Annotated in this window: 15 protein-coding genes; 13 read left to right on the forward strand and 2 right to left on the reverse strand. The window is 46.0% G+C overall.

Annotated features, from left to right (window positions below):
* From B2W60_RS10390 to B2W60_RS10425, 8 genes are all read left to right on the forward strand, one after another.
* Window positions 1–681 (forward strand): urease accessory protein UreF, encoded by a 681-nt coding sequence (locus B2W60_RS10390; protein ID WP_292360829.1) that lies wholly within the window; start codon window positions 1–3, stop codon window positions 679–681.
* Between the two features lie 16 nt (window positions 682–697).
* Window positions 698–1,306 carry an urease accessory protein UreG gene (ureG, locus tag B2W60_RS10395; protein WP_292360827.1) on the forward strand — a complete coding sequence of 203 codons (609 nt, stop codon included), beginning with the start codon at window positions 698–700 and terminating at the stop codon, window positions 1,304–1,306.
* 24 nt (window positions 1,307–1,330) lie between these two features.
* Window positions 1,331–1,900 carry a HupE/UreJ family protein gene (locus tag B2W60_RS10400; RefSeq protein ID WP_292360825.1) on the forward strand — a complete coding sequence of 190 codons (570 nt, stop codon included), beginning with the start codon at window positions 1,331–1,333 and terminating at the stop codon, window positions 1,898–1,900.
* 194 nt (window positions 1,901–2,094) lie between these two features.
* Window positions 2,095–5,481 (forward strand): hybrid sensor histidine kinase/response regulator, encoded by a 3,387-nt coding sequence (locus tag B2W60_RS10405; protein ID WP_292360824.1) that lies wholly within the window; start codon window positions 2,095–2,097, stop codon window positions 5,479–5,481.
* Window positions 5,474–6,430 carry a response regulator transcription factor gene (locus tag B2W60_RS10410; RefSeq protein WP_292360822.1) on the forward strand — a complete coding sequence of 319 codons (957 nt, stop codon included), beginning with the start codon at window positions 5,474–5,476 and terminating at the stop codon, window positions 6,428–6,430. Before B2W60_RS10405 ends, B2W60_RS10410 begins: the two co-directional genes overlap by 8 nt.
* Window positions 6,431–6,550: 120 nt before the next feature.
* Window positions 6,551–7,420 carry an MOSC domain-containing protein gene (locus B2W60_RS10415; RefSeq protein WP_292360821.1) on the forward strand — a complete coding sequence of 290 codons (870 nt, stop codon included), beginning with the start codon at window positions 6,551–6,553 and terminating at the stop codon, window positions 7,418–7,420.
* Window positions 7,421–7,560: 140 nt separating this feature from the next.
* Window positions 7,561–8,766: a tetratricopeptide repeat protein gene (locus tag B2W60_RS10420; protein ID WP_292360819.1), complete on the forward strand. Its 1,206-nt coding sequence runs from the start codon at window positions 7,561–7,563 to the stop codon at window positions 8,764–8,766.
* A gap of 31 nt (window positions 8,767–8,797) precedes the next feature.
* Complete coding sequence (locus B2W60_RS10425) at window positions 8,798–11,167, forward strand: EAL domain-containing protein (RefSeq protein WP_292360817.1); 2,370 nt, start codon at window positions 8,798–8,800, stop codon at window positions 11,165–11,167.
* Here B2W60_RS10425 and B2W60_RS10430 read toward each other — a convergent pair.
* A complete protein-coding gene (locus B2W60_RS10430) occupies window positions 11,164–11,955 on the reverse strand; it encodes a 4'-phosphopantetheinyl transferase superfamily protein (protein ID WP_292360815.1) in 792 nt (263 codons plus the stop codon). The genes B2W60_RS10425 and B2W60_RS10430 overlap by 4 nt on opposite strands.
* Window positions 11,885–12,325 carry a hypothetical protein gene (locus B2W60_RS10435; RefSeq protein ID WP_292360813.1) on the reverse strand — a complete coding sequence of 147 codons (441 nt, stop codon included), beginning with the start codon at window positions 12,323–12,325 and terminating at the stop codon, window positions 11,885–11,887. The genes B2W60_RS10430 and B2W60_RS10435 overlap by 71 nt, the downstream gene beginning before the upstream one ends.
* Before the next feature lie 183 nt (window positions 12,326–12,508).
* On the opposite strand from B2W60_RS10435, the gene B2W60_RS10440 reads away from it, so the two are divergent.
* Genes B2W60_RS10440 through B2W60_RS10460 form a run of 5 tightly spaced genes read left to right on the forward strand, consistent with a single transcriptional unit; the run spans window position 12,509 to window position 15,063 of the window.
* Window positions 12,509–13,240: a beta-ketoacyl synthase chain length factor gene (locus B2W60_RS10440; RefSeq protein ID WP_292360811.1), complete on the forward strand. Its 732-nt coding sequence runs from the start codon at window positions 12,509–12,511 to the stop codon at window positions 13,238–13,240.
* Window positions 13,237–14,007 (forward strand): lysophospholipid acyltransferase family protein, encoded by a 771-nt coding sequence (locus B2W60_RS10445; protein WP_292360809.1) that lies wholly within the window; start codon window positions 13,237–13,239, stop codon window positions 14,005–14,007. The genes B2W60_RS10440 and B2W60_RS10445 overlap by 4 nt, the downstream gene beginning before the upstream one ends.
* The gene (locus B2W60_RS10450) at window positions 14,000–14,260 is read left to right on the forward strand and encodes a phosphopantetheine-binding protein (protein ID WP_292360807.1); all 261 of its coding nucleotides are present in this window, start codon (window positions 14,000–14,002) and stop codon (window positions 14,258–14,260) included. The genes B2W60_RS10445 and B2W60_RS10450 overlap by 8 nt, the downstream gene beginning before the upstream one ends.
* A 9-nt stretch (window positions 14,261–14,269) precedes the next feature.
* Window positions 14,270–14,521: an acyl carrier protein gene (locus tag B2W60_RS10455; protein ID WP_292360805.1), complete on the forward strand. Its 252-nt coding sequence runs from the start codon at window positions 14,270–14,272 to the stop codon at window positions 14,519–14,521.
* 8 nt (window positions 14,522–14,529) lie between these two features.
* A complete protein-coding gene (locus tag B2W60_RS10460; protein WP_292360803.1) occupies window positions 14,530–15,063 on the forward strand; it encodes a hypothetical protein in 534 nt (177 codons plus the stop codon).
* Window position 15,064: the final 1 nt, after the last annotated feature.

Consider the following 15,064-nt stretch of genomic DNA (forward strand, 5'->3'; position numbering starts at 1 on the left):
ATGAGTTCTGCATCTTTATCCCGTCTGTTACAACTTGCCAGCCCGATGCTACCGGTTGGTGCCTACAGTTATTCGCAGGGCCTGGAGTGGGCGATTGAAAGCGGTGATGTGACGGATATTGAATCGTCGAAACAGTGGATTGGTGATGTGCTGTCAATCTATTACGCCAACTTCGAACTGCCGGTTTTACTGAGGCTGTTCAAAGCCTGGCAGCAAATGGATGGCTTGCAAATTCAGTATTGGGATGAATATTATCAGGCAGGACGCGATAGCAGCGAAGCGCTCGCCGAAACCCGTCAAATGGCCTACTCGTTGTTAAGACTGCAACGGGATTTAGCCACATGGCCACCACAAATCGTCTTATTAACGGGCAGCTTGCAGCAACCCGCCTTTCCGACGATCTATGCCGTCACGGCGTTGTGCTGGGAAATTTCGCTTGAGGAAATGTTGCACGCCTATGCCTGGTCATTTCTGGAAAATCAGGTCAGTGCAGTGATGAAAACCGTGCCTTTAGGGCAGGTGGCCGGGCAACGTATTCTGTCAGAGTTAGCGATGACTTTGCCTGCTTTAGTCGATCAAGCCATACAATTGCCTGATGACGATATTCAGAATTTCTGTCCGGCACTGAGCATTGCTGGCTGTAAACATGAGACCCAGTATTCCCGTTTATTTCGTTCATGAAGAAGAGAAAGACAAAATGAAAGAACCTTTACGAGTTGGCATCGGTGGTCCGGTTGGTTCCGGTAAAACCGCCTTAACGTTGGCCTTATGCAAACGATTACGTGATAAATACAATATCGCCGTGGTCACCAATGATATTTACACCAAGGAAGATGCCGAGTTCTTAACCCGCAATGAAGCTTTGTCTGCGGACCGTATTATTGGTGTTGAGACTGGCGGTTGTCCGCATACAGCCATCCGTGAAGATGCATCGATGAATCTGGAAGCCGTGGCTCAACTCAGTAAACGTTTCGATCCGTTGGACATCGTGTTTGTCGAAAGCGGTGGCGATAACCTGGCTGCGACGTTCAGTCCGGAATTGTCGGATCTGACTATCTATGTGATTGATGTGTCTGCCGGTGAAAAGATACCCCGTAAAGGCGGCCCGGGCATTACCAAGTCGGATCTGCTGGTGATCAATAAAACCGATTTAGCGCCTTTGGTGGGTGCTTCGCTGGAAGTGATGGATCGTGATTCAAAACGTATGCGTGGCGAACGGCCCTTTGTTTTCAGCAACCTGAAACAGGAAGACGGTCTGGATGAGATTGTGGCGTTTATTGAAAAACAGGGATTAATGCTGAATTAACCATTAAATCAAGAGGGAAAAGAAATGAAAAAAATGATGTTAACGCTGTTGGGTTTTTTGGCTTTTCCAGCTATTGCGTTTGCCCATCCGGGACATGATATGGCCAATTTTTCCAGCGGATTCAGCCATCCGTTTACCGGAATTGATCATTTACTGGTGATGCTGGCAGTAGGCTATTGGGCCGGACAATCCATATCAGCAACACGTTGGCAGGTGCCAATGCTGTTTGTGTTGTTTATATTGGGCGGGGTGGCATTAGGTGCCATGATTCCGGGTCTGGCATTTGTTGAAGTGGCCATTGCGGTCAGTGTTCTGGCAATGGGGCTGGTGATTTTATTAAACACTTCCATCAGCAGCATGTGGCAACTAGGGTTGACCACAGTGTTTGCGTTGCTACATGGCTTTGTTCATGGTCAGGAATTGGTTGCTGCAGGGAATGGCCTGATGGCGGTAACCGGTATGGTGTTGGCGACCATGATGCTGCTGAGTATGGGGGTCTATCTGGCAAGCTTTAAAGATCAACTTGGTATAGTGTTGCAACGTGGCTTTGCAGCGCTGTTGACGTTCAGTGGACTCTATTTGCTGGTGATGTAAAAAGCCAGAAACTCCGGTGGGGTTGCTGCAAATCCTCGCCAGACTTAGGTATGGAAAAATCAATACGTAATACTACGTAGATAAAAAATCGGTCGTCATACGTTATGATGCGATTGGGTAAGCTCTGTATCTCTCAATAATTGAGCGTGGGGATCCATCAAGCCTTGGGCTAAATTTATCGGGAAAATGCTTTGATGGAGTCATCAGAACATAACGCACCACAGCGTATTGTTAAAATCCGCCGTGATTACAATACCTGGGTGGCTAATGAAACGCTGGAAGACTATGCGCTGCGTTTCACACCACACTCGTTCAGGAAGTGGTCAATTTTCCGTGTCTCCAATACGGCATTGGGGGCCATTTCCTTTCTGGTTTTAGAGGTGATTGGCGGTGCTTTAGCCGTCAACTTCGGCTTTGTGAATGCTTTTTGGGCTATTCTGACGATTAGTCTGATTATTTTTCTGACCAGTTTGCCTATCAGCTATTATGCTGCGAAATATGGTCTGGATATGGACTTGCTGACCCGTGGTGCCGGGTTTGGCTATATCGGTTCGACTATCTCCTCGTTTGTTTACGCCACCTTTACCTTTATTCTGTTTGCGCTGGAAGCCGTGATCATGGCGTACGCCCTGAGCATGTATTTCGACTTGCCAATCTATATCTGGTATCTGATATCGGCGGTGGTAGTGATTCCACTGGTCACTCATGGGGTGACATTAATCAGCCGGATTCAGATGATCACTCAGCCGATATGGCTGTTTTTGATGGTGCTGCCCTTTATTTTTATCTTTGCCAAAGATCCGGATGCATTCAAAGGTTTGACGACATTTGCCGGTGGGTCGGGTTTTGATGGTGGATTTAACATTTACATGTTTGGCACGGCCATCGCCATCGGCATGGCATTGATTCCTCAGGTGGGTGAGCAGGTCGATTTTCTGCGATTTATGCCGGAAAAAACCAAAAACAACCGGCTTCGGTGGCATTTAGGCGTGATACTGGCGGGACCGGGCTGGATCTTCGTCGGTATGATCAAAATGTTTGCCGGCGTGTTGCTGGCCTATCTGGTGTTAATGGGAGCCAAATCCGTTGAAGAAGCCGTTAACCCTACCTACATGTATCATGTGGCCTTCAGCTATGTCTTTTCCAATGCCGATGTGTTGCTGGCGGTCACCGTATTTTTTGTGGTGCTGTCTCAAATCAAGATCAATATCACCAATGCCTATGCCGGCTCACTGGCCTGGTCCAATTTCTTTGCCCGTTTAACCCACAGCCATCCCGGTCGGGTGGTATGGTTATTATTTAATGTATTGATTGCCACCATGCTGATGCTGCTTGATGTGTTTCAGGCGCTGGAGCAGATATTGGGCTTGTATTCGAATATCGCGATTTCCTGGATCACGGCTGTGGTCGCCGATCTGGTGATCAATAAACCTCTGGGCTTAAGCCCTAAAGGGGTTGAATTCCGCCGGGCCTATTTATATGACATCAATCCGGTCGGAGTGGGGGCTATGGCCATGGCTTCCCTGTTATCGGTTTTGGCATTTGTCGGTGTGTTTGGACTGGAAGCACAGTCCTTTTCATCCTTTATCGCGATGTTTACCGCATTAATCTGTTCCCCCCTGTTCGCCTGGTGGACCAAAGGCAAATATTATCTGGCGCGTCAGCCTTATAAATTTCATCCCGGCAAGACTAAAGAAACCTGCAGTATCTGTGAGCGTGAATATGAGATTGACGACATAGCTTATTGCCCTGCTTATCAGGGCGCGATTTGTTCATTGTGCTGTTGTCTGGATGCGCGCTGCAACGATGCCTGTAAGCCGCATGCCAAACTGGATTCACAATGGCAGGCTGCCATGACAAAGCTGTTGCCGAAGTCTTTATGGGGATATATCCAGAATGGTGTAGGCCATTACATCCTGTTGATGGGCATGACGGTGCTCTTGCTGGCCTCGATCTTTGGGCTGATTTACCTGCATATCTCTTTGACTCTGACCGAGAATGCCTCGCAGATTTTGCCGGAGATCCAGATTGGGTTTCTGAAAGCCTTTGCGGCATTGGTTCTGGTCAGCGGTATTATTGTCTGGTGGCTGATTCTTACATCGCAAAGCCGTAATGTGGCACAGCAGGAGTCCAACCATCAAACCAGTTTGCTGCAACGCGAAATCATGTTGCATGAACAGACTGATGCTGAATTGCAGCGAGCCCGTCTGGTAGCCGAACAGGCCAATCAGGCCAAAAGTCGTTATATCACCGGAATCAGCCACGAATTGCGTACGCCGTTAAACAGCATTTTGGGCTATGCACAATTGATGGATAACAATACCGATGTGACGGCAGAGAATAAAAATGCCATTAAAGTCATTCTGCGTAGTGGAGAGCATTTGCTATCGCTGATTGAAGGCACACTGGATATTGCACGTATTGAAGGTGGAAAGCTGCAATTTGATGTCAAATCGCTGCGTTTTCCTGAATATATCCAGCAAATTATCAGCATGTTTGAGCTGCAGGCAATTAATAAAGGGCTGAAATTTGAGTATGAAATCAGCTCGGATTTGCCGCGTGTCGTGCGAGCTGATCACAAGCGTTTAAGTCAGATATTGATCAATATCATCGGTAATGCAGTGAAATATACCAGTGAAGGTTCAATTCATTTGCGGTTTAATCATGCCCGCGAATTTTTATCGATAGAGGTGGAAGATACCGGACCCGGTATCAGGCAGTCGGAACTGGATCATATTTTTGAGCCGTTTATACGCGGCAGCGCAGCGCAGGGAATTGGTGGCACTGGCCTGGGACTGACCATCAGCAAGTTGCTTACTGAGCTGATGGGCGGTGTTTTGCACGTTGAAAGTCAGGTGGGCAAAGGCACGACCTTTTTTGTCAGACTGTTTTTACCATCCGTTCGGGTTGAAGAGGATTTGCCGTTACTCAACACGCGCATGCCAGTGGGTTATAAGGGACCACGACGTAAATTGCTGGTGGTGGATAACGAACCAGTGGATCGTGAGTTGCTGTTAAATATCCTTGAGCCCTTGGGTTTCGAAGTCAAAGAGGCCGCATCCGGCGCGGAATGTTTACGCATTTATCCGGAATTTCAGCCGGAAATCATTTTTATGGATCTGGCGATGCCGGAAATGGATGGCTGGGAAACCTGTCATCTTATCCGTAATGTGCATAAGTCTGATGTCAAAATCGGCATTATTTCGGCCAATGCGTTTGATAAAAACCTGGAAAATTCTTCAGGTATTACCGATAAAGATTTCATTCTAAAGCCGGTCAATCTGTTTGAGCTTATTAACTGGATTGGTGAACGACTCAATTTACAATGGATAGAAAGCAAGGATGATCTGGTGATTGAAGACGCCACGATGGCGTATGTATTGCCTTCGCAAGCAGTGTTAAACGACTTATTAGAGATGATTAACATGGGATATCTGGTCGGTGTGCGTAAACTGATCAATGACATCGAGGAACAAGGTCTGGCGTGTAAACAGTTTGTGACGGACATACGCCAGATGTCTGACAGATTTCAATTAGGCACCCTGAAAACCTTTATAGAAGAGAAATTAGCTGATGTCTGAAAACCCGCTTAATGCCGTTGTGCTGGTGGTCGATGACACGCCCGATACGCTGGCATTATTACATGATGCTTTGGTGGAGTCTGGTTATACCGTATTGGTGGCTGACAATGGTGAATCGGCGCTGAAAATCAGCTTGGAAGCCACACCTGATATCGTGTTACTTGATGCACTGATGCCCGGTATGGATGGTTTTGAAGTCTGCCGGAATCTCAAAAAGGATCTGAACACCCGGCATATTCCAGTGATTTTTATGACGGGGCTAACCGAGTCTGAGCATGTGGTCGCTGGATTCTCCGCCGGGGGAATTGATTATGTGACCAAGCCGCTGAGTCCGGTGGAAGTCATTGCCCGGATCAATACCCACCTTAAGAATTCTCGATTAATCAATCAGACCCAAGGGGCGCTGGATGCCTTTGGTCAGGCCGCCATCGCTGTGTTACCCAACACCGGCAAGATCATCTGGCAAACACCGTTGGCGCGTCAATTGATTGAGAAATACATGAGCAGTGAAGATGAAACACTGATTCAGGATACGCCCAAAGCATTACAGGAATGGGTAATGCAATTGCATCAGGGGGGCGAGCGACGTTTACGTCCTCATATCGTACATAAACCCACCGGACGACTGATTTTTAATGCCGCCGATCTGCAAAGTGACGAACAGTGGCTGATTCTGTTACGTGAAGAATCCGAAACGGCTCAGATAGAAGCATTAAAAGCCGTCTTCAATCTGACCAACCGCGAGTCAGAAGTTCTGCACTGGGTCATCCTTGGCAAAACCGATAAAAGTATTGGTGAAATTCTCGGCACCAGTCCGCGCACCGTGAATAAACATATGGAACATGTGTTTACCAAACTTGGCGTTGAAACCCGCACTGCTGCGGCTTCACTGGCAGTGAATAAACTTCGCTCATTAAGTGGCAGTAACAATTTCGGCGCATCGGAATAGGGCAAGCGTAGCTTTATCCAGTCAAAAAATTGGCTAATAAATTTCGTGTATTACAACGGCGTGATCATGAAACAAAACTGAACAGGCGTTTAAAAGCCTTGGGGTATTTCAGGAGCACTCATGATTAAAGTCGGAACGGTTCAACAAATCTGGCGTTATCCGGTTAAAGGTATGGCAGGTGAAAGCCTGAGTCATTGTCATCTGGGTGATATGGGATTGCAGGGTGATCGGATATGGGCCCTGCGAGACGTTGCACGGCAGGAAATTCAAAGCTGTAAATTCAGACCGCAATTATTACGCTGTGTGGCGCGTTGCCGTCGTTCAGAGATGACCGGAGCTCATGACCAGGTAGATATTCAGTTTCCTGATGGTCGGGTAGTGGGGAGTGATGATCCGCAAATTCACAGCCTGTTGTCTGATTTGACCGGTCATGATTCGACACTGGAATCCCTGCGACCCTTGTCAGAACTGGACTTTTATCGGCGGCATAAAAAAGATGATCATACCTGGCTGGAAGAATTAAAAGCGACGTTTGATCGTGAAAAGGGGGAGCCCCTGCCCGATCTCGATTCGTTGCCACCTGCAGCAGTCGACTTTGTGTCGGTCCCGGGCACTTTTTTTCTGGTGACCCCGTTTCATTTGCTTACTACGGCTACACTGGCACATCTGCAAAAGTTAAACCCCGACGCGGATTGGGATATTCAACGTTTTCGGCCCAACCTGGTCATTGAAACCCTGCCGGGAATGGAAGGTCTGGTTGAACAGGCCTGGGTAGATAATACAATGCAAATCGGACAGGCAACCATTGAATGTAATGGCACCACACCACGTTGTGGCGCGGTGACCCGATCGCAGCAGTCACTGGAATCTGATACCAGTATTTTACGAACCATCGTACAAAAAGCCGATCAAAATCTGGGTATTTATGGTGCAATCAAACAAAGTGCGGTGATTCGTCTTGGCGATGAGGTTTTTTTGCAATCCCCCTGATGCTGATTCCCCGGCGCGAGTGCTTTATTCATTAAACGACTGTTGAGTCATCCCAAACGGCTGATGACAAATAAAGGAAATTTACCCAAAATTAGATTAATCTTGTGAGATACATTCTAATTTGATGTTGAAGGTTTAAATTGCAACGACTGGCATTATCCCTGCTTTTAAGCAGTATGCTTTATGGCTGCACCGGGTATCAGCCAAAGGATATCTTTGCGCAGTCCAAAGAGTGGATAGCAAAAACCACTGAAAGAGCGACGGCAAATTATGATGCAGAAATAGAAGCCCTGTTCGCTCAACCTTATATCGATCCACTTACAGATTATCTTAATCTTCACATTGAAGATGAGAGCCGGGCAGAAGCGCTTCGCAAAGTGAATGCAGAACGTAAAGATCGCTGCCAGAAAATTGCCGAAAATTATGCCACGCGCCCACTTACCCAGGAATCATTGACGCTTTATAAAGCCGGATACAATTATTCCTGCCCGAAAGATGTTGAAGCGTTTGCATTAAGATTGGCCAAAGCCAATGAATTAACGCAAAAAACCACTCAGGCTGAGCCCCCGCCACCTAATGAAAATGAGACAGTCGTGCTGGACGAAGCCATTGTTTCAAATGTCAATAAACAGCAATTAAATGATTGTTATTTGCTGACGAACATCAGCAATTTCCCTGAGGCCAAACAGGCATGCCTGTCGCCAGCGAATAAGGGAGATGTGCGTTCACAGTTAAATATGGCACTTATACATAAAGCCCTGGCGGAGTATACGCAGTCACGGCAATGGGCGGAAAAAGTAGAGCAACACTCTCCTCGGGCCCGTTATCTGCTCGGTGAACTCTATGCCTTGGGATTGGGGGTGAAGCAGAACGATCAAGCTGCTTTCAGTTGGTTTGAGAAAGCCGGACAGGATGATTATGCGGATGCTCAATATATGCTTGGTTTATTTTATGAGGCCGGTAAAGGCACTCAGCAGAATACTGAGCTGGCAACCAGTTGGTATCAGCGTGCAGCATTAAATAAACATGTTCCGGCAAAGCATTCGCTGGGAAGCCTGCTGGTGCAGCAAACGGCAAATCCGTCTAATGTTAAAAAAGGCGAAGCGTGGCTGATACAGGCTGCTCGTGCTGGATATGCAGACTCGTCATTATTAATGGGACGGCGGCTGCAGCAAAGCGGACTTACAGAAGATAAAGCCAAAGCCGTAGTCTGGTATGAAGTGGCCCAGCAACAGGGGGCAACTGAAGCAGAAAAACTCGCTGAAAACCTTCGCCCCCAGGTGAGTGCTAATGCCATTAATCTCGCCCGTCAGCAAATTCATCGTATTCTGGAAGGCCAGAATTAATGGGCTGTTTGTATAAAACGGCCGCTAACTGATGCTTCGCTCGCTATTAGTGGACTCTTCAAAAAAACTCATCCTGTGGATGTTGTTTATGCTGGTCATTCTGTTTATTGCCGGCATGTGGATTTTATCTTCACTGAATCTGAATTATTCGGAAGATACGATTGGCGAGGTTCGCCAGAAGCAGATTGAAGAGACTTTTTTCAATAATCTGAACCAAATTGTACAAACCCAAAGCACCTTAGAGCGTGACACCACCGATTTAGCACGTATTGGCAGTTTGTTTGCCGAGTTATTTGCCTCCCAGCGTAATTCACAGGTGTTCAATACAGAATTAAGTGTGATGTTACAGGCAAAGCTGAATGACTTTAAGAACACTTCCGCTGTGGGTATCTGGTTTTTACCCGAACACGTCAGTCAGGGTGCAAAGCCGATTTCACGCTATGCATTTCGTGATCAAACAGCCAGCATAGAAGTGTTAACGGAGTCGAACTCACAGCTTTTAAGTTTTGAGCAACAACACTGGTTCAACCTGACGGACATGGCGGCTGTAGAGGATGTTGATATCCAACGTGATGAAATCTATTGGACGCCCGCCTATTACAACGAAATAACAGACAGTGCCGTGTTAACGTTGATCAAACCTGTCTTGAACAGTCAACAGCAAGTTGTTGGTTATGCAACAACAGACTGGGAAGCAGATCAGATTGTTGATCTGGTGAGTCAGGTCAGTATCACCCCGAATACCTTTGCCTTATTAATCGATAAAAATAAACGCAAACTGTCCAGTTTGAGCAGATTGAATAATGAACGCTATGCTCAGAAAATCATCGATTCGGTAATGAGTCAGGAGTTTATTGAGCTGCAATTCAATAACGCTATTTCACGGCTTCAAACGAGTCAGCAAAAAGCACTTTTGCAAACCCATCAGTTTACGGTTGATGATAACGAATATGTACTCTATGCCGCGACCACGCCGGCACAGATGTTGTTTGCAGTGGGTGTTCCAAAAAATGAAATTGATGCGGTTATTGCACCGATGCGAGTTATTAATCAACGCATCCTGATTGCAACCAGTATTGTGATCTTGCTTTTGTCGGCTTATCTGGTTTACCGCATTGCATTGCTGATGCAGGAATTGCAGGCTTCCTATACAGACCAGCTGACAGGCTTGCCAAACCGGGCAAGATTATTATTGGATTTGGAGCATCAGCGTAAAAACACCTTAATACTGGTGAATATTGATCGATTCCGGGAGTTAAACAGTATCTTCGGTAATGATTGTGGTGATGCCGTATTGCAAAGCCTGACAGAGAGTATTGCTGCATTTTGTCGTGACTACAATCATGCCGATAACGCCAGACTTTATCGGTTATCCGGTGACGAATTTGTTCTGTTGGGTTTTGCATGGTCTAAGGAATTCCTCACCGGATTCCTGAGACAATTAAGTGACTTTCTGCAAGAACAGCACCTGCAATGGCAGGATCAGGATATCAGCATCACCGCAACCATAGGTGCTGCAAGTCAACATGATGCTGGGGCAATCAATGATAACTCACCTGATATCGTCATCAGTCATGCCACAGCGGCGTTAAAAATTGCCCGCCACACGTCACGACACTATGCGATTTATAACAGTAAGCAAGATGTTGAACGGGTGTATGAGCAAAACCTGTTCTGGGCCAGACAACTAAAACAGGCATTACAACAGGATCGTATTGTTCCCTGGTTTCAACCAATCATTGATAATCAAAATGGCCAAATAAGCAAATATGAATGCCTGATCAGAATGATTGACCCCGATAACGAAGTGATTAGTCCGGGTGTTTTTTTGCCAGTGGCCAGTAAATTACGACTGGATAGCCTGCTCACCCGGGTAATGGTGGAAAAGTCATTTCAGAAATTTGCCAAGCTCAACTACGAATTCTCCATCAATCTGTCCTATCGTGATTTACTGGATACGGAACTCATACAGTTTATTTTCGAGAAGCTCAAAACCTATCACGTTGGTGAACGATTGATTTTTGAAATCCTTGAGTCCGATGGGATCGATAACTACAACGAAGTCCGTCAGTTTATTGATAAGGCGAAAAGCTTTGGCTGCAAAATTGCCATTGATGATTTTGGCAGCGGCTACTCCAACTTCGAGCACCTGCTCCGTTTAAATGTGGATTTGATTAAAATCGACGGCAGCCTGATAAAAAACCTTAATGAAGATCAATCGGCTATCGTTGTGACCCGAGGTGTAGTGCAGTTTGCCCGTAGCCTTGGCATCAAAACCGTCGCGGAATTTGTTCACTGTGAAGCCGTACAAAATCAGGTTCAGGCGTTGGGTATCGACTTTTCTCAAGGGGCGTATTTCAGTATGCCTCAAGCAGAGTTGGTCGATAATGAAACGGTTTAGAGAACCACTTCCAGATAGTTAAAGGTAAGTTTATCGTTATTATTAAAAGCGGCATAAGCTGCATCGTGCTCATTAAGAGCATAGCACTGGATCGTGCGCTGATTTTTTTCACCGTAAACTGCAAGCATATACTCAGCCAATAGGGTTTTGACGACCATGCCGCCTTTTTCCTCTGAACAAATCAATGTCGAATCAATTTTTCGCAGCGTTACATTTTGCTGTTCTATAGAGGACATTGATTTGAAATAGGCTTCTTTGATACACCAGGTTTGATAGAAATATAACGCTGGATTTGCATGTTGGTGAAATAATTCCAGTTCATCTGGAGACATAAATAATTCAGCCATTGCAGCCATGTTGTTCCGCGGGACAATTTTTTCAATATCTACGCCAATGGCGGAATTTGAGATGGTGACCACCACTCTGTCATGACTATGGGAAAGACTTAAATAAGTGGTAACGGGAAGGTTATGAATGACGGGAAATTTACCGGCCTTTTCTTCAATATTCCAATAATCCACGGGCTGGTTATACGCATTGGATAACGCATAACGTATCAGCCATCGGCTCAATAAATATTGTCGTTGTTTGAATGTAGATTTGATTAATTTAAAGCGTTTGTATTCAGATATCGATAACAAACGTTTGCATGTCTGTTCTTGTTGTACTGACGATTCCTCAACTCTGGCGAACCAAAGTTGAGGGAATTCGGATGACTTATTCGGCAATTCTGACCACTTCACCTTGCAGAGCGACACCAGCCATAATGGCACCTGCATGACATTCATATTCGGTTTCACTGCTGACCGTATTTTTTTTGTAATAGCTGTTGATATTGATGACCGCGTTACCACCCTCGGCTTTCACTCTGTCCTGCAATGAAAGCATTGCGCTGAGCAATACCCATTCACAAGCCGCTTCATCAGACTTACCGAACGCGTTGGTTTTTTTATTGCTGACAAATTTGCCAAACGATTTTTCTATTTCCGGGTGTGGCTGATTGCCAAAATAAAAACGAATATTGGGATCGAGTTTTTCTTTAAAATCTGCCGAGTTCATTGCTGCTTCGATTGACAGCATATGTTGTGTATCCCGACTGTGAGCCTGAGTAGAAAAAATAAGAACAGATGCGGTTAATAAAATTAACAGGTGTTTCACAATGTTACCTCCATGTAGATAGTACGAAAGCGGCAAGTATAGGCGAGTCGGGTTGGGTGCTCAATGGCAGATTAGACTTGCATAAACACCTTGGCAAAGTAAAATCCCTCGTTCGATGATTTAAACTAAAAGAGCCGAGATGGATCTTGGAGCCCTGAAAATGACAGTTAATGAGTGTATGCAGTGGTAAGCCTTAATCTGGAAACCTGGTCAGCATTGGCTCCGGGACTGGATACTAAAGCGTCATGGCAAGCATGGTTTGATAGCTCATCAGATGATGGCCCTGCAGAAACTTCTCCGGCTTTAAAACAGATACCGGCTTTGCTGCGTCGGCGTTTTACCACGCTGGGTAAATATGCCGCAGCCTCCACGTTGAATGTGTTGGCAGAAAACCAATCTATGCCGGGTATTTTTGCGTCACGGCATGGTGATACCGGTTTAACGTTGTCGTTACTTGAAGAAATCGCCAGGGATCAGCCGATTTCACCCACAGGTTTCAGTTTAGCCGTGCATAACGCGGTGGCCGGAATCATTTCCATTGCCCGCAAAGATAAATCACCGATAACGGCCATTTCAGCAATGAATGGTCTGCTATTGCAAACCTTGTTTGAGGCTGCCGCACAACTTGAGAGACATGAGCGTGTTTTCTGTGTTGTTTATGATATTCCGTTACCCGCCCTGTATCAGCCCTATGAGCTGAGTGTGCCATTTCCACTGGCATTAGCCTTCGTGGTGAGTCGTTCTGATGATGCTAAGGCAAATTTAACTTTACAGCCAACGACACAAGCGTGTTCTGAGCTCAGTACTTATCAGGAGATATTTCAATTCATCAAGGTATTGATGGATGAAAAAGGCAGCCTGATGATGAACGTTAATCAGGCAAATTGGCACTTGGCGGTGGATGCCAGACAATGACAGCATTTCTTGACCGCAGCTGGCGTTTATTTGCCACAGCATTAAGTTTCTTTTTATTTGGGCTGGGCAGCGTATTTATTTCATTGCTGTTGGCGCCGATTCTGATGGTATTGCCGGGTACATCGGTGCAAAAGCAGCGTCGCGGTAAGGCATGTATTCATCATGTATTTCGATGTTATATCGGCTTAATGAAGCTGCTTGGGGTGCTCAGTTATCAGGTGCATGGTCGCGATAAGCTCCAGGGCGCTAAATTGATACTGGCCAATCATCCGTCTTTAATTGATGTGATTTTTCTGATTTCGCTGGTGCCCAATGCCAACTGTGTCGTAAAAAAGGCCTTGTTACGCAACCCGTTTACATACGGTCCCGTTAAAGCTGCGGGTTATATTCTCAATGATGATTCAGTTGATGTGGTCATTGAAGCCGCCCAGCAGGCTTTTGACAGAGGGGATGCACTGATTATTTTCCCTGAAGGTACCCGTTCCAAACCCGGACAACGACTCAGCCTGAAACGCGGTGCTGCCAACGTGGCCGTTCGTACAAAAGTGGATGTGACACCGGTCATCATTGATTGTCAGCCCCTGACATTGACTAAAGGTGAGCCGTGGTATCGCATCCCTCAACAACGGCCACATTTTGTTATCAGGATCGAGCCGCCTATGCCGATAGCAACCTATATAGATAATGTGAAACCTGCCATGGCAGCCAGAAATCTGACAGCCGATTTAACCGGTTTTTTTAATAAGGAAATTGGATTACATGAGTGATCTTAATCGTGAAATAAAACAAATGATTATCGACAGTCTTGATCTTGAAGATATTGAACTGGAAGACATTGAAGATGATGCCCCGCTGTTTGTAGATGGCTTGGGATTAGACTCTATTGATGCCTTAGAAATTGGCCTGGCCTTACAGAAGCAATACGGCATCAAGTTAAAAGCCGATTCCGAAGAAACCCGCCAATATTTTGCCAGTGTTAATGCGTTAGCCAAGCTGGTTGAATCCCACCGAACTAAATAAGTGAACGCCATGAAGAGTCAGGAAGAAATCTACAACAAGATAGTGGCCGTATTTGAAGAGTTGTTTGAGATTGATGCTAACGATATCTCGCCTGAATCCAATCTATATGAGGATTTGGATATTGATAGTATTGATGCGGTTGATCTGGTGATCGAACTGCGAAAAATGACCAGGAAAAAAATTCAGCCAGATGATTTTAAAGCCGTCAGAACTGTGCAGGACATCGTTGAACAGGTTGAGAAGTTGCTCCATTCGGCTTAATGAACTCAATGGTAAAAGCCAGTTTAATACTCTTATCTATTCTGTATCCCTTTATTGTTTATTGGGGGATACAGCATGATGCCTATGGTTGGTTACTCACGATGCTGGCAGGCTTGCTGGTATTGCGTTGGATAACAGCTTCATCCGCTCAGGAACGCTATTTTTTGTGTCTGGCCGTTATTGTTATTGGTGCTGTCGTGTGGTGGCTGGGTGAAAAAAATGGCCTGAAACTCTATCCCGTCATTATCAACTTGAGCCTGTTATTTCTGTTTGCCTCAAGCCTGCTCACGGAGATGAGTGTTGTCGAAAGACTGGCGAGAATTCGTGAACCGGAGTTGCCAGAGAAGGCCGTTCTTTATACCCGCAAGGTCACGCAGATATGGTGCCTGTTCTTTGCCTTCAATGCCACGCTGGCATTGATAACCGTGCTACTGGCAGATGATGCTTTATGGCTTTGGTATAACGGTGTGGTGGCATATTTTCTGATCGGTGGCCTGATGCTGGGCGAATGGCTGGTCAGACAACGGGTAAAAGCGGCTTAAC

The sequence above is a fragment of the Methylophaga sp. UBA2496 genome, assembly GCF_002341635.1.
Lineage (GTDB): Bacteria > Pseudomonadota > Gammaproteobacteria > Nitrosococcales > Methylophagaceae > Methylophaga.

What these genes read in the sequence shown, in the direction of transcription:
- B2W60_RS10390 (WP_292360829.1), top strand. Translation starts at nt 1, where the DNA reads ATGAGTTCTGCATCTTTATCCCGTCTGTTACAACTTGCCAGCCCGATG.
- ureG (WP_292360827.1), top strand. Translation starts at nt 698, where the DNA reads ATGAAAGAACCTTTACGAGTTGGCATCGGTGGTCCGGTTGGTTCCGGT.
- B2W60_RS10400 (WP_292360825.1), top strand. Translation starts at nt 1,331, where the DNA reads ATGAAAAAAATGATGTTAACGCTGTTGGGTTTTTTGGCTTTTCCAGCT.
- B2W60_RS10405 (WP_292360824.1), top strand. Translation starts at nt 2,095, where the DNA reads ATGGAGTCATCAGAACATAACGCACCACAGCGTATTGTTAAAATCCGC.
- B2W60_RS10410 (WP_292360822.1), top strand. Translation starts at nt 5,474, where the DNA reads ATGTCTGAAAACCCGCTTAATGCCGTTGTGCTGGTGGTCGATGACACG.
- B2W60_RS10415 (WP_292360821.1), top strand. Translation starts at nt 6,551, where the DNA reads ATGATTAAAGTCGGAACGGTTCAACAAATCTGGCGTTATCCGGTTAAA.
- B2W60_RS10425 (WP_292360817.1), top strand. Translation starts at nt 8,798, where the DNA reads ATGCTTCGCTCGCTATTAGTGGACTCTTCAAAAAAACTCATCCTGTGG.
- B2W60_RS10430 (WP_292360815.1), bottom strand. Translation starts at nt 11,955, where the DNA reads ATGAATGTCATGCAGGTGCCATTATGGCTGGTGTCGCTCTGCAAGGTG.
- B2W60_RS10445 (WP_292360809.1), top strand. Translation starts at nt 13,237, where the DNA reads ATGACAGCATTTCTTGACCGCAGCTGGCGTTTATTTGCCACAGCATTA.
- B2W60_RS10450 (WP_292360807.1), top strand. Translation starts at nt 14,000, where the DNA reads ATGAGTGATCTTAATCGTGAAATAAAACAAATGATTATCGACAGTCTT.
- B2W60_RS10455 (WP_292360805.1), top strand. Translation starts at nt 14,270, where the DNA reads ATGAAGAGTCAGGAAGAAATCTACAACAAGATAGTGGCCGTATTTGAA.
- B2W60_RS10460 (WP_292360803.1), top strand. Translation starts at nt 14,530, where the DNA reads ATGGTAAAAGCCAGTTTAATACTCTTATCTATTCTGTATCCCTTTATT.